Origin of the sequence: Acidisoma sp., from assembly GCF_965199065.1 — a bacterium.
Lineage (GTDB): Bacteria > Pseudomonadota > Alphaproteobacteria > Acetobacterales > Acetobacteraceae > Acidisoma.
Genome location: NZ_CBDAQN010000001.1, coordinates 1,443,819 through 1,458,237, shown reverse-complemented (window position 1 = coordinate 1,458,237; position 14,419 = coordinate 1,443,819). Strand labels below are relative to the sequence as shown.

Here is a 14,419-nt window from a genome sequence, read left to right as displayed (position 1 = left end):
GGTTGCGGTTGAGCGATGCATCTGCTGGTGCGCGAAACTCACGGGCTGGAGGAAGGCGAAACGGCGGTGGAACCCGAGGGCTCGCCCGCGGACATCCTGTTTCTGTCCTTCTCCGACAGCGACCTGAGCGCGGCAGCGGCGGCGGTGCTCCCGGCTGGCTTTCCAAGCGTCCGGATGGAGCGCATTGGGCGTTTCCTGCATCCGCTCTCAGTCGATCTGCTGTGCGAACGTCTTGTGGCCGAGGCCCGCGTGGTTGTCATCCGGCTGCTCGGCGGCCTCGACTACTGGCGCTACGGCGTGGAAGAGGTCGCAGCCACATGCGCGGCCTCGGGCGTGCTTCTGGCCGTGCTGCCGGGTGATGGGCCCGCGGATGATCCGAAGCTCGCTGCCGTCTCGACAATGGCGCACGCGGCTCGGGCCGCCATCGACGCCTGTTTGCGTCAGGGAGGCTCCGAAAATCTTGCGCGGGCGCTCATTGGCGCGGCGCATGCGGCGACGCTCTGGCCGGAGGCGCCCGCGACAGCCGTCGCGCTACCCGAGTTCGGTCTGCTTACTGATAAGCATATCCTTATGTCTGCACCGGATGCGGCAATCGTCTTCTACCGCTCGCATCTGCTGGCGGGCGAGACAGCGACGATCGAGGCGTTGATGGCGGCGCTGGCCGCGCGAGGCCTCGGCGCGCGGGCGGTCTTCGTGGACAGCCTCAAGAACCCGGCGGCCGCGACCTTCGTGCGTGACTGGCTGATCGCCTGGAAGCCCGCGGTGGTGCTGAACCTGACGGGCTTCTCCGCGAGGCTTGGGGATGCGCCGTCGCCGTTGGAAGCGGCGGGCGTGCCGGTGCTGCAACTGGTTCAGGCCGGCACCAGCCGCGCCGCGTGGCAGGCGTCGTCGCGCGGGGTGTCGCAGGCCGACCTCGCCATGCAGGTCGTGCTGCCGGAGACCGATGGGCGGCTGCTCACGACGGCCGTCTCGTTCAAGGAACGCGACGAGACAGGGCTCGCCCGGCTGGTGCCCGATCCGGATGGGATTGCACTGGCCGCCGACCGTGCCGCCGGCTGGGTGAGGCTCGCGTCAACACCGCCGGCGGAGCGGCGGATCGCCGTCATTCTATCGGATTATCCCGGCGGGGAGGGCCATGAGGTCGGCCATGCCGTCGGGCTCGACAGCCTCGCGAGCGTCACGGCGATCCGCCAACGGCTTCTGGCAGCAGGGTATGATCTCGCCAATATCACCGTCGCGGTGCAGCCGGATCGCGGAACGGGCGCCGATCGCCGGGCCGGTTATCATGACCCCGCAGCCCCGCCCGCCGACACCTATGTCGACTTCTATCGTCGGCTGACGGAGGAGGCGGACATCCACGCGATGATCCATCTCGGCACGCACGGCACCCTGGAGTGGCTGCCGGGCAAGGCGGCGGCGCTTTCGCCAGAGTGCTGGCCGGTGGCGCTGACGCGGGGTCTCCCCGTGATCTATCCCTTCATCGTCAACAATCCGGGCGAGGCCGCGCCCGCCAAGCGCCGCCTCGGCGCGGTCATCATCGGCCACCTGACGCCGCCTCTGCAGCGCGCCGGACTGCATGGCCGGGCGGCAATGCTTGAGCGGTTGATCGACGAGTTCGCGGGCGCCGATGGGCTCGACCGGCGGCGGGCGAACGCGCTGCGGCGCGAGATCCTCGTGGAAGCCACCACCTCCGGCCTGCTCGCCGAGAGCGGCGCCAAACCGGAGATCGAGGGCGAGGACGCGGCACTCGCGAAACTCGACGCCTACCTGTGCGACGTGAAGGACATGCAGATCCGCGATGGGCTGCATGTGTTCGGGCAGCCGCCCGCACCGGCTCAGCGGGCGGGCTTGCTCGCGGCGGGGTTGCCTGTGGCGGCGCTGGACGCCTGCGCGGAAGCCGAGGGGCGTGCGTTGCTCTCGGCGCTCGACGGCCGGTTCATCCCGCCGGGTCCAGCGGGCGCGCCGACCCGTGGCCGCCACGATGTCCTGCCGACGGGGCGGAACCTCGTCACCTTCGATCCGCGCGCGATCCCGACCCGGTCGGCGATGGCGCTCGCCGAACGCGCCGCGACGGCGTTGCTTGCCCGCCATCGGCAGGAGCAGGGCGACTGGCCGCGCGCCCTGGTGATCGACCTCTGGGGCAGCGCCACCATGCGCACCGGCGGCGAGGATCTTGGGCTGGCGCTGGTTCTGCTGGGCGTCCGCCCGCTCTGGGACGAGGGGTCGAGCCGGGTGAGCGGCTTCGAGGTCTTGCCTCTGGCGGTGCTCGACCGGCCGAGGGTGGATGTCAGCCTGCGGATCTCCGGCCTGTTCCGCGATGCCTTCGCCGGTCAGATCGCGCTGTTCGATCAGGCGGCGCGCGCCGTCGCGGCCCGGGACGAGGCGGCGGACTGGAACCCGTTGGTGACCAGTTCCGGCGCGCGGGTTTTCGGCCCGGTCGCCGGCGGCTATGGCAGCGGCGTCGTGTTGGTCGACGGCAAGCAGGAGGCGGGGCGGTCCTACCTTGCCGGTTCCGCGACCGCCTGGGACACGGACGACGGTTTAGCGGATGCCGCCGGCTTTGCGGCGCGGGTCGGCGCGGCGGACGGCTTCGTCCACACCCAGGACCACGCCGAGACCGACATTCTCGAGAGCGTCGACTATGCGGCGCATGAGGGCGGGTTCGCGGCGGCCGCGGCCATGCTCGGCGGCGCGCCCGTGCTCTATCACCTCGACACCAGCAATCCTGAGGCGCCGAAGCCCCGTCTGGTCGCCGAGGAGGTGCGCCGCATCGTGCGGTCGCGCGCCGCCAATCCGCGCTGGATCGCCGGCATGATGCGCCACGGCTACCGGGGCGCGGCCGAGATCGTGCGTGGCGCCGAGAGCCTGAGTGGCTTTGCAGCCACGTTCGGCGATCGGTTCGACGACCAGTTCGAGCAGCTTTATGACGCGACGCTCGGCGATGCGGCGGTGACGGAGTTTTTGGGCGAGGCCAACCCGGCGGCGCTGGCGGTGCTGGAGGCGCGGTTCCGCGATGCGCTGGCGCGCGATCTGTGGCGGCCCCGCCGGAACAGCATCGCCATGGCGGCTGAATGATGGGCGCGGACCTCAAGCGGGGCTGGTGCCCCAGCCTGCTGCGGCCGATGGAATCCGGCGATGGCTGGCTGGTGCGCGTCCGGCCGCGCGCGGCGGTCATCACGGCGGTTATTGCCCGTGCCGTTGCCGGGGCCGCCACGCGGTATGGCAACGGGCGGATCGAGATCACCAACCGGGCAAACCTGCAAATCCGTGGGCTGCGGCCGGAGACGGTCGAGCCTTTCGCGGCGGCGATGGAGGCCGTGGGTGCGGCGGACGATGGTCCGGCGATCCTCGTCTCCCCCTTGGCCGGCTCAGATCCCGGTGTGGCGGCGGAAACCCTGGATCTCGCGGCGGCCATTGCCCGCGCTTCCGGTTTGGCGCTGCCCGCCAAGTTCGGCGTCCTGATCGACGGCGGCGGCGCCCTGCCGCTGGCGGGCCTCTCGCTCGACGTGACGCTCCGCGCCGCCGGCGGCCGCTGGCTGCTCGACGGTGCGGAAGTCGCCGTTGAGGACGCGGCAGCGCGCGCCCTCGCTTTGGCGGAGGTGCGCGCCTGCGCGCCGAGGCAGGTCGCGGGTCGCACGGACACACGCCCCGCGCTTGGCTTCCACCCCTACGGCGACGGCAGACAGGGAGCGGTCCTCCTCGCACCGGCCTTCGGACAGCTTCAGGCGACGCAACTCTCCAGCCTTGCCGACCTGGCAGAGCGACTGGGCGATGGAAGCCTGCGCCCGACGCCATGGAAAAGCCTCGCCATCGCTGGCGTCGAACGTCGCGATGAGGGGTTGTTGAGGGATTTGGCCAGGCAAATTCGCCTCATGACGGAGCCGGATGACCGGCGCCTCGGCATCGTCACCTGTGTGGGCGCGCCCTCCTGCAGCCGCGGAGAGGTGGAGACCTATGCCGCCGCCGAGAGCCTCGCGCTGTCACGCCATGAAGGCGATCCGCTGCTGCATCTCTCCGGCTGCGCGAAGGGCTGCGCCCATCCGGGACCGGCCGAGGTGACGCTCGTCGGCGAAAATGGGCGCTTCACCTTCATCCGCCGCGGCCGTCCGGGCAACGAGGCGGTGGCGCATGGCCTGACACTGGCGCAGTGCGCGGCGCTGATGCAGAGCGTGCCAGCATGAGCGGCCCTTACGACTATATCCGCGATGGAGCCGCGATCTACGCGCGGTCCTTCGCCATCATCCGCGCCGAGGCTGAGCTCTCCCGCTTCTCGCCGGAGGAAGCCCGGATCGCCGTCCGCATGATCCATGGCAGCGGCATGGTGGAGATTGCCGAGGCCATCCGCTTCGGCGGCGGTTTCGCCGAAGCGGGCCGCGCCGCAATGCTCGCTGGCGCGCCGATCCTCTGCGATTCCAAGATGGTCGCCCATGGCATCACCCGCGCGCGCCTGCCGGCTCGAAATGAAATCATCTGCACGCTGGATGCGCCGGAGACGCCCGAGCGGGCGCGGGCGATCGGCAACACCCGCTCGGCGGCGGCGCTCGACTTCTGGGGTGAGCGGCTGGGCGGGGCGGTGGTCGCCATCGGCAATGCGCCCACGGCGCTGTTTCATCTGCTCGAACTGCTCGACGAGGGCGCGCCGCGGCCGGCGGCGGTGATCGGCTTGGCCGTCGGCTTCGTCGGCGCGGCGGAATCGAAGGCGGCGCTCGCAGCGGATGGCCGTGTGCCCTTCCTCATCGTCGAGGGGCGGCGCGGCGGCAGCGCCATGGCGGTTTCCGCCGTCAATGCTCTCGCGAGCGAGGCCGAGTGACCGCCCAAGCTCCCGGCACGCTGTTCACGCTCGGCATGGGTCCGGGCGACCCCGAACTGCTGACGCTGAAGGCGGCCCGCATTCTGGGGCAGGCGCCGGTGGTGGCCTATTTCGCCAAGGCCGGCCAGCGCGGCCATGCGCGTACCATCGCTGACGGCCACATCGGCGTGGAAGCCGAGGAGTTGCGTTTCGATTACCCGGCCACGACCGAGATCCCGCATCGGGACAGCCGCTATGTCGACGCCATGGCGGCCTGCTACGCCGCCGCCGCCGATGCCGTCGCTGCTCGGCTTGAGCAGGGGTTGGACGTGGCGCTGCTCTGCGAGGGCGATCCGTTCTTCTACGGCTCCTCGATGTATCTCTTCGACCGGCTGCGCGAGCGGTTCCCGATGGAGATCGTGCCCGGCGTGCTCGGCATGAGCGGCTGCTGGGCCGAGGCGCAGCTGCCCATGACGCACGGCGACGACGTGCTGACCGTGGTGCCGGGGACGATGACGGAGGCCGCCCTGCACAGCTCGCTGCTGGGCGTCGACGCGGCGGTGATCATGAAGCTCGGGCGGAACCTCGCCAAGGTGCGTTCCGTGCTGACAGCCCTGGGCCGGTCCGACCGCGCCATCTACGTCGAACGCGGAACGATGGCGGGCTCGCGTGTGCTCCCGCTGGCCGAGATCGCCGATGGGTCCGCGCCCTACTTTTCGATGATACTGGTGCCAGGGCGGCAAGGCCCGCGATGAGCGGTGGCAGGCTCTTCGTGATCGGGCTCGGACCGGGCGACCTCGCGCTCCTCACGCCCGAGGCGCAGGCGGCGCTCGATCATTGCACCGACCTGTTCGGCTATCTTCCGTATATCGAGCGTCTCCCTGAGCGGCCGGGTACGCGACACCATGCCTCCGACAACCGCGAGGAACTGGACCGCGCGCGAGCCGCCCTGACGCTCGCCGCCGAGGGACAGATGGTGGGTGTCGTCTCCGGCGGCGATCCCGGCGTGTTCGCGATGGCGAGCGCCGTCTTCGAGGCGATTGAGAGCGGCCCCGCCGCGTGGCGCGCGCTCGAGGTGACGGTCATCCCCGGCATCTCGGCCATGCTGGCCGCCGCCGCGCGCGTGGGCGCGCCGCTGGGCCATGACTTCGCGGTGGTCTCGCTCTCGGACAACCTCAAGCCCTGGCCGCTCGTGTTGGAGCGGCTGGGTGCCGCGGCCTCCGCCGGCTTCGCGCTGGCGCTCTACAACCCCATCTCGCGCGCTCGACCCTGGCAGCTGGGCGCGGCGCTCGATCATCTCCGCGGCATCCTGCCCGCCGAGACGCCTGTGGTCTTCGCCACCGCCGTCAGCCGGCCAGACGAGCGGATCGAGATCGTGACCCTCGCTGAAGCCGAGCCGTTGCGCGCCGACATGCGGACGCTGGTGCTGATAGGCACCGCCGAAACCCGCCGCATCGCGCGCGGGGAGGGGCGGCGGGATTGGCTCTATGCCCCCCGCAAGGTTTCCGCATGAGCGTGGAGCCAAGTCACAGCGGCCTCGGGCGCGGCTACGGTCTCGCCTCTCGGTGCCGGTTTCCGGTCCACCATGATGACGGGGAGGCCGAGCGCGCGGGCGGCGCGCAGCTTGCCGTCGGTGCCGCCGGAGTTCTTGGTCACCAGCACCGAGATGCCGTGGCGCTCCATGAGGGCGCGATCGGAGGCTTCGGTGAAGGGGCCGCGCCCGGTGAGGATTTCCACGTGCGGCGGCAGCAGCGCCGGGTCCGGCTGATCGACGCTGCGGATGAGGTAGAAATGATGGGCCGCTGCCTGGAACGGCAGCAAGTCCTGGCGCCCGATCGTAAGGAAAACCCTCCGAGGAGCCTTACCCAAAGCGGCAGCGGCGGCGACAACGTCGGGCACGTAATGCCAGTCGTCGCCCGGCGTCGCGATCCAGGGGGGACGTTGCAGCACCAGTCGCGGCATGCCGGTCGCCTCGGCCGCGCGCTCGGCATTGATGGATATCTGATTGGCGAAGGGATGCGTCGCATCGATCAGAAGATCGACCGCCTCGGCGCGCAGATACGCGGCGAGACCCTCGGCGCCGCCGAAACCGCCGATGCGGCTCGGGATGGGCGGCAACACGGGCGAGACCGTCCGCCCGGCGAAGGAGAGCACGGGCGCGACCCATGTTTCGCCCGCCAGCAGCCGCGCGAGCGCCGACGCCTCGGCGGTTCCCCCCAATATGAGCACCCGCAGTGATGAGCCGTGTCCCATGGCTGACGATTGTCGGCATCGGGGAGGACGGTGTCGAGGGGCTCGCGCCCGCCGCCCGCGCGGCCATCGCCCAGGCGACCGTGGTGTTTGGGGGGGAACGCCACCTCGCACTTGCCCGCTCGCTCATCATGGGCGAACGGATCGCCTGGCCCAGCCCGATGACCGATGGCATTCCGGCGGTCCTGGCGAGGCGCGGGAGCAGGGTCGTGGTGCTCGCCTCGGGCGATCCCTTCTGCTTCGGGATCGGCAGTGTGCTGGCCCGAACGCTGCCGATGGCCGAGATGCTCTGCCTGCCGGCGCCATCGGCCTTCAGCCTTGCCTGCGCGAGGCTCGGCTGGTCGCTGCCCGAGGTGGAGACCATCTCCTTCTGTGGCCGTCCGCTCGAGGCGATCCGCCCGTTGCTACACTCTGGCGCGCGGGTCCTGGCGCTCTCGGCCGATCACACGACCCCAGCGGCGTTGGCCGCGCTGCTGGCTCGGTGGGGATTTGGCGAGACGCGCATCACCGTGCTGGAGGCAATGGGCGGCCCGGACGAAGATTCATTTACCTTCAGGGCTTTGAAGAGCATCCATGACAGGATCGCGAAGCTCAACCTGATGGCGCTGGAGGTATCGGGCGGCCCGGCCATCCCGCTCGCGCCCGGCCTGGACGAAGATTGGTTCGAGACCGATGGCCAGATCACCAAGCGCGAGATCCGGGCGCTGGCGCTCGCGGCTCTCGCGCCACACCGGGGCGAGCGGCTGTGGGATGTCGGCGCGGGCTCAGGCTCGGTCGGCATCGAATGGATGCTGCGGCACCCGTCCTGCCGCACCATCGCGATCGAGGCGCGGGCGGATCGCGCCGCGCGGATCATGCGCAACGCGGCGGCACTCGGCGTGCCGGCGCTGGAGGTAGGTGTGGGAACCGCGCCCGAGGCTCTCGTGGATCTCCCACCCCCGGATGCGGTGTTCATCGGCGGAGGCGCATCCGATGCAGCAGTAACAGCGGCTTGCTGGCAGGCTCTAAAACCCCGTGGCAGGATCGTGGTCAACGCGGTGACGCTGGAGACCGAGCGGGCAGTGATGTCGTGTCATGGCGAGTGGGGCGGCCGTCTGACACGCATCGGGATCGAGCGGCTGGAGCCGATCGGCACCATGCAGGGCTTCGCTCCGGCTCGCACGGTGCTGCAGTACCGGGCGGTAAAACCATGATAGTCGCGGGAATTGGCTGCAGGACTGAAGTCACCGCGGAGGCGCTCCTGTCGCTGTTGCGCCTTGCTTCTGAGACGGCGCCACCGGAAGCGCTCGCGGTGCCGGCCTTTCGCAGGGGAGAGCCGGGGATCACTGAAGCCGCCAGACGCCTCAACCTGCCCATCCTGTGGGTGGAGCGGGATCAGCTGAAGGGAGAGCAAGGCCGCTGCGTGACCCGCTCGGCCCGCGCGGAAGCCGAAATCGGACTATCGTGTGTGGCCGAGGCTGCCGCGCTCTCCGCTGCCGGACCCGGCTCGCGGCTTATCTTGCCGCGCATCGCGGGTGGCGGCGTCACCTGCGCCCTCGCGGAGAGCCACGGCGCATGACCGTATTCTTCATCGGCGCCGGACCGGGTGCGGCGGACCTGCTGACCCTGCGCGGGCGGGACATCCTCGCCCGCTGCCCCGTCTGCCTCTATGCCGGCTCGATCGTGCCACAGGCGATGCTGGCGCACTGCCCGCCTGATGCGCGGCTGGTCGACACCGCGCCGCTCAGCCTGGACGCGATCGAGGCCGAGTATCGCACAGCCCATGCAGCCGGGTCGGACGTGGCGCGGCTGCATTCGGGCGATCTCTCCATCTACAGCGCCGTCGCCGAACAGACCCGGCGGCTGGACAGGCTCGGCATCCCCTGGAGCCTGACACCCGGCGTGCCCGCCTTCGGCGCCGCCGCCGCCGTGCTGGGGCGGGAACTGACGGTGCCGGGCCTCGCCCAGAGCGTGGTGCTCACACGCATCGAGGGCCGGGCAAGCCCGATGCCGCCGGGCGAGAACCTGGCGGCGTTCGCGGCGACGGGCGCGACGCTCGCCATCCATCTCGCGATCCACCGCCTTGCCGAGGTGGTGACGGCGCTGGTGCCGCATTACGGCGCGGGCTGCCCGGCGGCCATTGTGGCGCGGGCGAGTTGGCCGGAGGAGGCCGTCATCACCGGCACGCTGGGGACGCTCGTGGAACAGCATACGGCGACGCCGGCGCAGCGGACGGCGCTCATCCTGGTCGGGCCGGCGCTGGGACCGGACGAGTTTCGCGAAAGCGCCCTCTACGGCGCGGATTACGTCCGCCGCTTCCGAGGTCAGGGCTGATGCGAGGCCACCACGCGTCCTTCGCGATCGATGAGCAGCACGTCCAACCTGATCGGCGCATCCTCGAGCACGGATTGCGCCACCCGGTGCGCCTCGGCCGCAATGGTGGCGGCGAGCGGAAGAGATCCGGCAAAATAAAAGGCTTGTGCGGTTGTGTTAGCGGTCGCTATGAGCGCGGCCTGGCCGGCACTGGCACCGAGCCGGACCGCCAGCGCGCCGAGGGCATCGCCGTCCACGCCGCCTCGCTTGGAGTGCAGGTCGAGCCGCCCCTGGGCGAGCTTCGTCATCTTCGCGAGGCCGCCTGCCAGCGTCACCCGCGCGACCGGATGCCGTCGAAGATACTTCAGCGTGCCGCCGACGAAGTCGCCCATGTCGAGCAGCGCCTGATCCGGCAGGCCATACAGTCGCTGCACGGCCTCCTCCGAGGTGCGGCCGGTGGCAGCGGCGACATGGGTAATGCCCGTCGCACGCGCCACATCGATGCCGCGCCGGATGCTGTCGATCCAGGCCGCGCAGGAATACGGGATGACGATCCCCGTCGTGCCGAGAATGGAGAGCCCGCCCCGGATGCCGAGACGCCCGTTCATCGTGCGCTCCGCCAGCAACTCGCCGCCGGGGACGGAAACCTCCACCACCCAGTCGCTGCCGCCGCCGAACAGCGCCGCCGCCTCGGCCAGCGCCTCCGCGATCATGCGGCGCGGCACCGGATTGATGGCGGGCTCGCCCGGCGGAACGGGCAGGCCGGGCAGGGTGACGATGCCGACCCCCGGACCCGCCCGGAAGGTGACGCCGGACAGAGGGACGCCGAGGGACAGGGTGACGCGGATGAGCGCGCCATGCGTCACGTCGGGGTCGTCGCCCGCATCCTTGACAATGGCGGCCATGACGGCGCCTGGAAGCCTCAGGGTTTCGGCCAGCGCGAAGGCCGCAGTGCCGCCGCCGGGCAACCGGATTGCGACCGGGTCGGGGAACTGGCCGGTGAGAAGGCCTTCAGCCGCCGCACGGGCAGCGGCCGCGGCGCATGCGCCTGTCGTCCAGCCACGGCGGAGCGAGGGCGTGTCCACGGCACGGAAACTAACCAACTGCTGACGCCAAGTCACGGCGGAGACGACGAATGACAATCGAGGAGGCGCTGCGGCGCCTGATGCCGGTAGTGCCGGAACTCCTGCCCGGCCATGTCTGGCTGGCAGGCGCCGGGCCAGGCGACGTGGGGCAACTCACACTTCATGCTATCGCCGGGCTCGCCCAGGCGGATGTCGTGCTGCACGACGCCCTGGTGAGCGAGGCTGTGCTGGCTCTGGCGAAGCCCGAAGCCGAGCTGGTGCCGGCAGGCAAGCGCTGCGGCCGGCCATCCTCCGAACAAACCACCATCTCAGCGGGTCTGGTGGCGGAGGCGCGCGCGGGCAGGCGGGTCCTGCGGTTGAAAGGCGGCGACCCCTTCGTGTTCGGCCGCGGCGGCGAGGAGGTGCTCGCCCTGGCAGAGGCGGGCATCCCGTTCCGCGTCATCCCCGGCATGACCGCGGGCCTCGCCGGGCTGGCGGCCGCCATGATCCCGGCCACCATGCGCGGCATCAATCAGGCCATCATCTTCGCGACCGGCCACGGCGCGGAGTCGCAGCACGCCAGCCTGAACTGGGAGGCAATGGCGAGCCTCGGACAGCCCATCGTGCTCTATATGGGCGCGCGCCGGATCGGTACGATCGCACGCCGGCTGATGGCGGGCGGAATGCCGGCGGACCTGCCGGCGGCGCTCATCCTCGACGCCACCCGGGCGGAACAGACCGTGACGGTGACCGATCTCGAGCATATCGCCGGAACCGTGGGCGAGGGTGACGAGGAGAGCCCCGCCCTGATCGTGATCGGCCGGATCGTGACGATGCGGGCGCGGATCACGGACCTCATCTCTCAAGCCAAGCAAGAGGTTCTTTTTTGAACAAAAGAGCCAAAAAACTTTCGCTCATCATAGCGGCGCCACGATCGGGGTCGGGGAAGACCACCGTAACGCTGGCGCTCGCCGCCGCCTTCCGAAGACGCGGGGTGCGCGTGGCCGTCGCGAAATCCGGCCCCGACTACATCGACCCAGCCTTCCACGCGGTCGCCACGGGACGACCCGCCTTCAACCTCGATAGCTGGGCCATGCCGCCGGGCGTGCTGGACGGACTGCTGGCCCAGGCCGCCGGAGACGCCGACCTCGTGCTCATCGAAGCCTCCATGGGTCTGTTCGATGGCGCGGGCCCGGTGGGCGAAGCGGGCCGGGCGGCGGATCTCGCCGCGCGCTGGGGCCTGCCGGTGGTGCTGGTGCTGGACGTTTCGGGCCAGTCCCAAACGGCGGCGGCGAGCGCCCGCGGCTTCATCGGCTTCGAGCCCGGCGTCACGATCGCGGGCGTCATCCTCAACCGCCTCGGCAGCGCCAAGCACGAGGCCGGCATCCGGCTCGCGATGGCGGGCATTCAACTGCCGGTGGTGGGGTCGCTTTTGAGGGATGCCGCACTCAGCCTGCCCGAGCGGCACCTCGGGCTCGTCCAGGCCGAGGAAACCGGCGACCTCGAAGCCCGGATCGAACGCCTCGGCCAGCTGGCGGAAGAGCGCTTCGACCTCGACGCGATCCTGGCGTTGGCGGCGCCGATCACGGCCGGCGGCGAGGCTGTGCCTGCCATCGCGCCGCCTGGTCAGCGCATCGCGGTGGCGCGGGACGCGGCGTTCAGCTTTCTCTACCCGCATCTGCTCGCGGGGTGGCGCGAGGCGGGGGCTGAGATCAGCACCTTCTCGCCGCTCGCCGACGAGCCGCCGCCTGTGGGTTGCGATGCCTGCTGGCTGCCCGGCGGTTATCCGGAGCTGCACGGGGGCCGGCTTGCCGCAGCCGAAAGGTTCAAGACCGGGCTGCGGGGTTTCGCCCAAACGCGGCCTGTGCATGGGGAGTGCGGCGGCTACATGGTCCTCGGCGAGGCATTGACGGACGCCACCGGATCGAGCCATCCGATGGCCGGACTTCTCGACCACGAAACCAGCTTCGCCCGGCGTCGGCTCCACCTCGGCTACCGGCTTGCGCGGCTGTGCGCGGATGGGCCCTTGGGTGCCGCCGGCACGGCGCTGCGCGGCCACGAATTCCACTACGCCACCGTCTCCGCCGGCGGCCTCGACGCCCCGTTTGTCCAACTGGCGGACGCGCTTGGCACGACGCTCGGCCCGGCCGGAAGCCGCCGGGGCCTCGTCACGGGCAGTTTCTTTCACCTCATCGCGCAGGAGGACCTCCGACCATGATGACGCGCCAATCCGATTATCTTGCCGATCTTCTGAGGGGCCTGCCGCCGCCGGATGAGGCCGCCGGCGATGCGGTGGCGCGCCGTCAGGCCCGGCTGACCAAGCCCGCCGGAAGCCTTGGACAACTGGAAGAAGCCGTCGGCTGGCTCGCGCGCTGGCAGCGGCGGGAGATGCCGCGCCTCGACCAGGTCGACGTGCTGATCTTCGCCGGCAACCACGGCGTGACGGCCCAGGGCGTGTCGCCGTTCCCCTCGGAGGTCACGGCGCAGATGGTCGCCAACTTCCAGGCCGGGGGTGCGGCGATCAACCAGATCGCGGCTGCCGTCGGCGCCACGCTCTCGGTCGTGCCGCTCGCGCTCGACCAGCCGACGGCGGATTTCACCGTGGAGCCGGCGATGACGCCGGCTGAGTTCCGGGCGGCGCTGGAGGCGGGCTTCGAGGCGGTGGTGCCGGGCACGGATCTGCTGTGCCTCGGCGAAATGGGGATCGGCAACACGACGGCGGCGGCGGCGATGGCGGCGGCGCTGTTCGGCGGCGAAGGCCGCGACTGGGCAGGGCGCGGCACCGGGCTCGACGCGGCGGGCGTCGCGCACAAGGCGGCGGTGGTGGATCGGGCGCTCACGCTGCATGCCGAGGCCAGCGGTGATCCGTGGGAAGTGGCGCGTCGCCTCGGCGGTCGGGAGACGGCGGCGATCCTCGGCGCGGTGCTCGCGGCGCGGCGGCACAGCATCCCGGTGCTGCTCGACGGTTTCGTCTGCTCGGCGGCGGCGGCGGCGGCGGCGAAGCTTCTGCCAGATGGGTTGGAGCACACGATGATCGGCCATGTCTCCGCCGAGGCCGGGCACCGGCGCCTGGTGCGGGAGCTGGGCCGGCCGACCTTGCTCGACCTCGACATGCGGCTGGGCGAGGCCTCCGGCGCGGCGCTGGCCGTGAGCATCCTGCGGGCGGCAGTCGCTTGCCATAGCGGCATGGCGACCTTCGCGGAGGCGGGCGTTGCCGACGGGCGCTGACCTTGTCGCGGCATTCGGACTGCTGACGCGGCTGCCGCTGCCGCGTGAGGCAACGGCATCCTCGTCGGGTGCCTCGGTATGGGCGTGGCCCGTCGTCGGGCTGGTGATCGGCCTGATCGGCGCCGCGGCCTACGCGCTGGCCTGGCGGGCTGGATTGTCGGCTCTGCTCGCGGCTTTGCTGGCCGTGACCGCGACGGTGGTGGCGACGGGCGGCTTCCATGAGGACGGCCTGGCCGACACGACGGATGGCATCGGCGGCGGCGCCACGCCGGAGAAGCGGCTGATGATCATGAAGGATAGCCGCATCGGCAGCTTCGGCGCGCTGGCGCTGATCGCCTCCGTGGGGCTGCGGGTTGGAGCGCTCGCGCAGTTGGCCGAGCCTCGGCTGGTGGCGGCGGCGCTGATCGTGGCGGCGGTGCTGGGCCGAAGCGCCATGCCCGGCGTCGTGCTGCTCTCCCCACCGGCACGCACAGGGGGGCTCGGCGCCGCGCTCGGCGCGCTCGACCGCAGGCGGCTCATCATCGGCGGAGTGATCGCGTTACTGGCGTGCCTTCTGCTGGAACGCCCGCATGTGATGCTGGAGGCGTTGCTGGTGACGCTGATGGCGGCGGCGGCGATGGCCGGAGTGGGCGTACGCAGCCTCGGCGGCTATACGGGCGACACCCTGGGGGCGACGGAGCAACTGGTTGAGTGCGCGGTGCTGATGGTGCTGGCGGCCGCAGTGCGATAGCGAGGCCGCGCCAAAACCGGCTGACGTAACATCATCCGTTTCGGCGCTGAGCCTGATCGTGCGCCC

Annotated in this window: 14 protein-coding genes; 12 read left to right on the top strand and 2 right to left on the bottom strand. The window is 71.0% G+C overall.

Features of this window, described 5'->3' with window-relative positions; translation table 11 throughout:
• Positions 1–27: 27 nt before the first annotated feature.
• Genes ACOEQ1_RS06870 through cobJ form a run of 5 tightly spaced genes read left to right on the top strand, consistent with a single transcriptional unit; the run spans position 28 to position 6,302 of the window.
• Positions 28–3,075: a cobaltochelatase subunit CobN gene (locus ACOEQ1_RS06870; protein WP_419758449.1), complete on the top strand. Its 3,048-nt coding sequence runs from the start codon at positions 28–30 to the stop codon at positions 3,073–3,075.
• Positions 3,072–4,181, top strand: a complete 1,110-nt coding sequence (locus ACOEQ1_RS06865; RefSeq protein ID WP_419758448.1) for a hypothetical protein — start codon at positions 3,072–3,074, stop codon at positions 4,179–4,181. The genes ACOEQ1_RS06870 and ACOEQ1_RS06865 overlap by 4 nt, the downstream gene beginning before the upstream one ends.
• Positions 4,178–4,810, top strand: a complete 633-nt coding sequence (locus ACOEQ1_RS06860; RefSeq protein WP_419758447.1) for a precorrin-8X methylmutase — start codon at positions 4,178–4,180, stop codon at positions 4,808–4,810. Before ACOEQ1_RS06865 ends, ACOEQ1_RS06860 begins: the two co-directional genes overlap by 4 nt.
• On the top strand, positions 4,807–5,544 hold the full coding sequence (locus tag ACOEQ1_RS06855; protein WP_419758446.1) for a precorrin-2 C(20)-methyltransferase: 738 nt from the start codon (positions 4,807–4,809) through the stop codon (positions 5,542–5,544). Before ACOEQ1_RS06860 ends, ACOEQ1_RS06855 begins: the two co-directional genes overlap by 4 nt.
• The gene (gene cobJ, locus ACOEQ1_RS06850; RefSeq protein WP_419758445.1) at positions 5,541–6,302 is read left to right on the top strand and encodes a precorrin-3B C(17)-methyltransferase; all 762 of its coding nucleotides are present in this window, start codon (positions 5,541–5,543) and stop codon (positions 6,300–6,302) included. The genes ACOEQ1_RS06855 and cobJ overlap by 4 nt, the downstream gene beginning before the upstream one ends.
• Here cobJ and ACOEQ1_RS06845 read toward each other — a convergent pair.
• Positions 6,275–7,024, bottom strand: a complete 750-nt coding sequence (locus ACOEQ1_RS06845) for a cobalt-precorrin-6A reductase (RefSeq protein ID WP_419758667.1) — start codon at positions 7,022–7,024, stop codon at positions 6,275–6,277. The two genes, cobJ and ACOEQ1_RS06845, sit on opposite strands and share 28 nt — an antisense overlap.
• Before the next feature lie 2 nt (positions 7,025–7,026).
• Here ACOEQ1_RS06845 and cbiE point away from each other — a divergent pair, with 2 nt between their 5' ends.
• The 3 genes from cbiE to cobM are packed head-to-tail and all read left to right on the top strand — an operon-like array spanning position 7,027 to position 9,352.
• A complete protein-coding gene (gene cbiE / locus ACOEQ1_RS06840) occupies positions 7,027–8,232 on the top strand; it encodes a precorrin-6y C5,15-methyltransferase (decarboxylating) subunit CbiE (protein ID WP_419758444.1) in 1,206 nt (401 codons plus the stop codon).
• Positions 8,229–8,597, top strand: coding sequence for a cobalamin biosynthesis protein (locus ACOEQ1_RS06835; RefSeq protein WP_419758443.1), 369 nt, complete (start codon positions 8,229–8,231; stop codon positions 8,595–8,597). The genes cbiE and ACOEQ1_RS06835 overlap by 4 nt, the downstream gene beginning before the upstream one ends.
• The gene (cobM, locus tag ACOEQ1_RS06830) at positions 8,594–9,352 is read left to right on the top strand and encodes a precorrin-4 C(11)-methyltransferase (RefSeq protein ID WP_419758442.1); all 759 of its coding nucleotides are present in this window, start codon (positions 8,594–8,596) and stop codon (positions 9,350–9,352) included. Before ACOEQ1_RS06835 ends, cobM begins: the two co-directional genes overlap by 4 nt.
• Here cobM and ACOEQ1_RS06825 read toward each other — a convergent pair.
• Positions 9,343–10,434, bottom strand: a complete 1,092-nt coding sequence (locus tag ACOEQ1_RS06825; RefSeq protein ID WP_419758441.1) for a cobalt-precorrin-5B (C(1))-methyltransferase — start codon at positions 10,432–10,434, stop codon at positions 9,343–9,345. The two genes, cobM and ACOEQ1_RS06825, sit on opposite strands and share 10 nt — an antisense overlap.
• Before the next feature lie 32 nt (positions 10,435–10,466).
• Between ACOEQ1_RS06825 and cobA the strand changes: the two genes are divergently transcribed.
• The 4 genes from cobA to cobS are packed head-to-tail and all read left to right on the top strand — an operon-like array spanning position 10,467 to position 14,353.
• A complete protein-coding gene (gene cobA / locus ACOEQ1_RS06820; protein WP_419758440.1) occupies positions 10,467–11,285 on the top strand; it encodes a uroporphyrinogen-III C-methyltransferase in 819 nt (272 codons plus the stop codon).
• Positions 11,282–12,613: a cobyrinate a,c-diamide synthase gene (locus tag ACOEQ1_RS06815; protein WP_419758439.1), complete on the top strand. Its 1,332-nt coding sequence runs from the start codon at positions 11,282–11,284 to the stop codon at positions 12,611–12,613. Before cobA ends, ACOEQ1_RS06815 begins: the two co-directional genes overlap by 4 nt.
• Positions 12,610–13,623 carry a nicotinate-nucleotide--dimethylbenzimidazole phosphoribosyltransferase gene (gene cobT, locus ACOEQ1_RS06810; protein ID WP_419758438.1) on the top strand — a complete coding sequence of 338 codons (1,014 nt, stop codon included), beginning with the start codon at positions 12,610–12,612 and terminating at the stop codon, positions 13,621–13,623. The genes ACOEQ1_RS06815 and cobT overlap by 4 nt, the downstream gene beginning before the upstream one ends.
• Entirely contained in the window at positions 13,607–14,353 is a 747-nt protein-coding gene (gene cobS / locus ACOEQ1_RS06805) for an adenosylcobinamide-GDP ribazoletransferase (RefSeq protein ID WP_419758437.1), read from the top strand. Before cobT ends, cobS begins: the two co-directional genes overlap by 17 nt.
• Positions 14,354–14,419 lie beyond the last annotated feature (66 nt).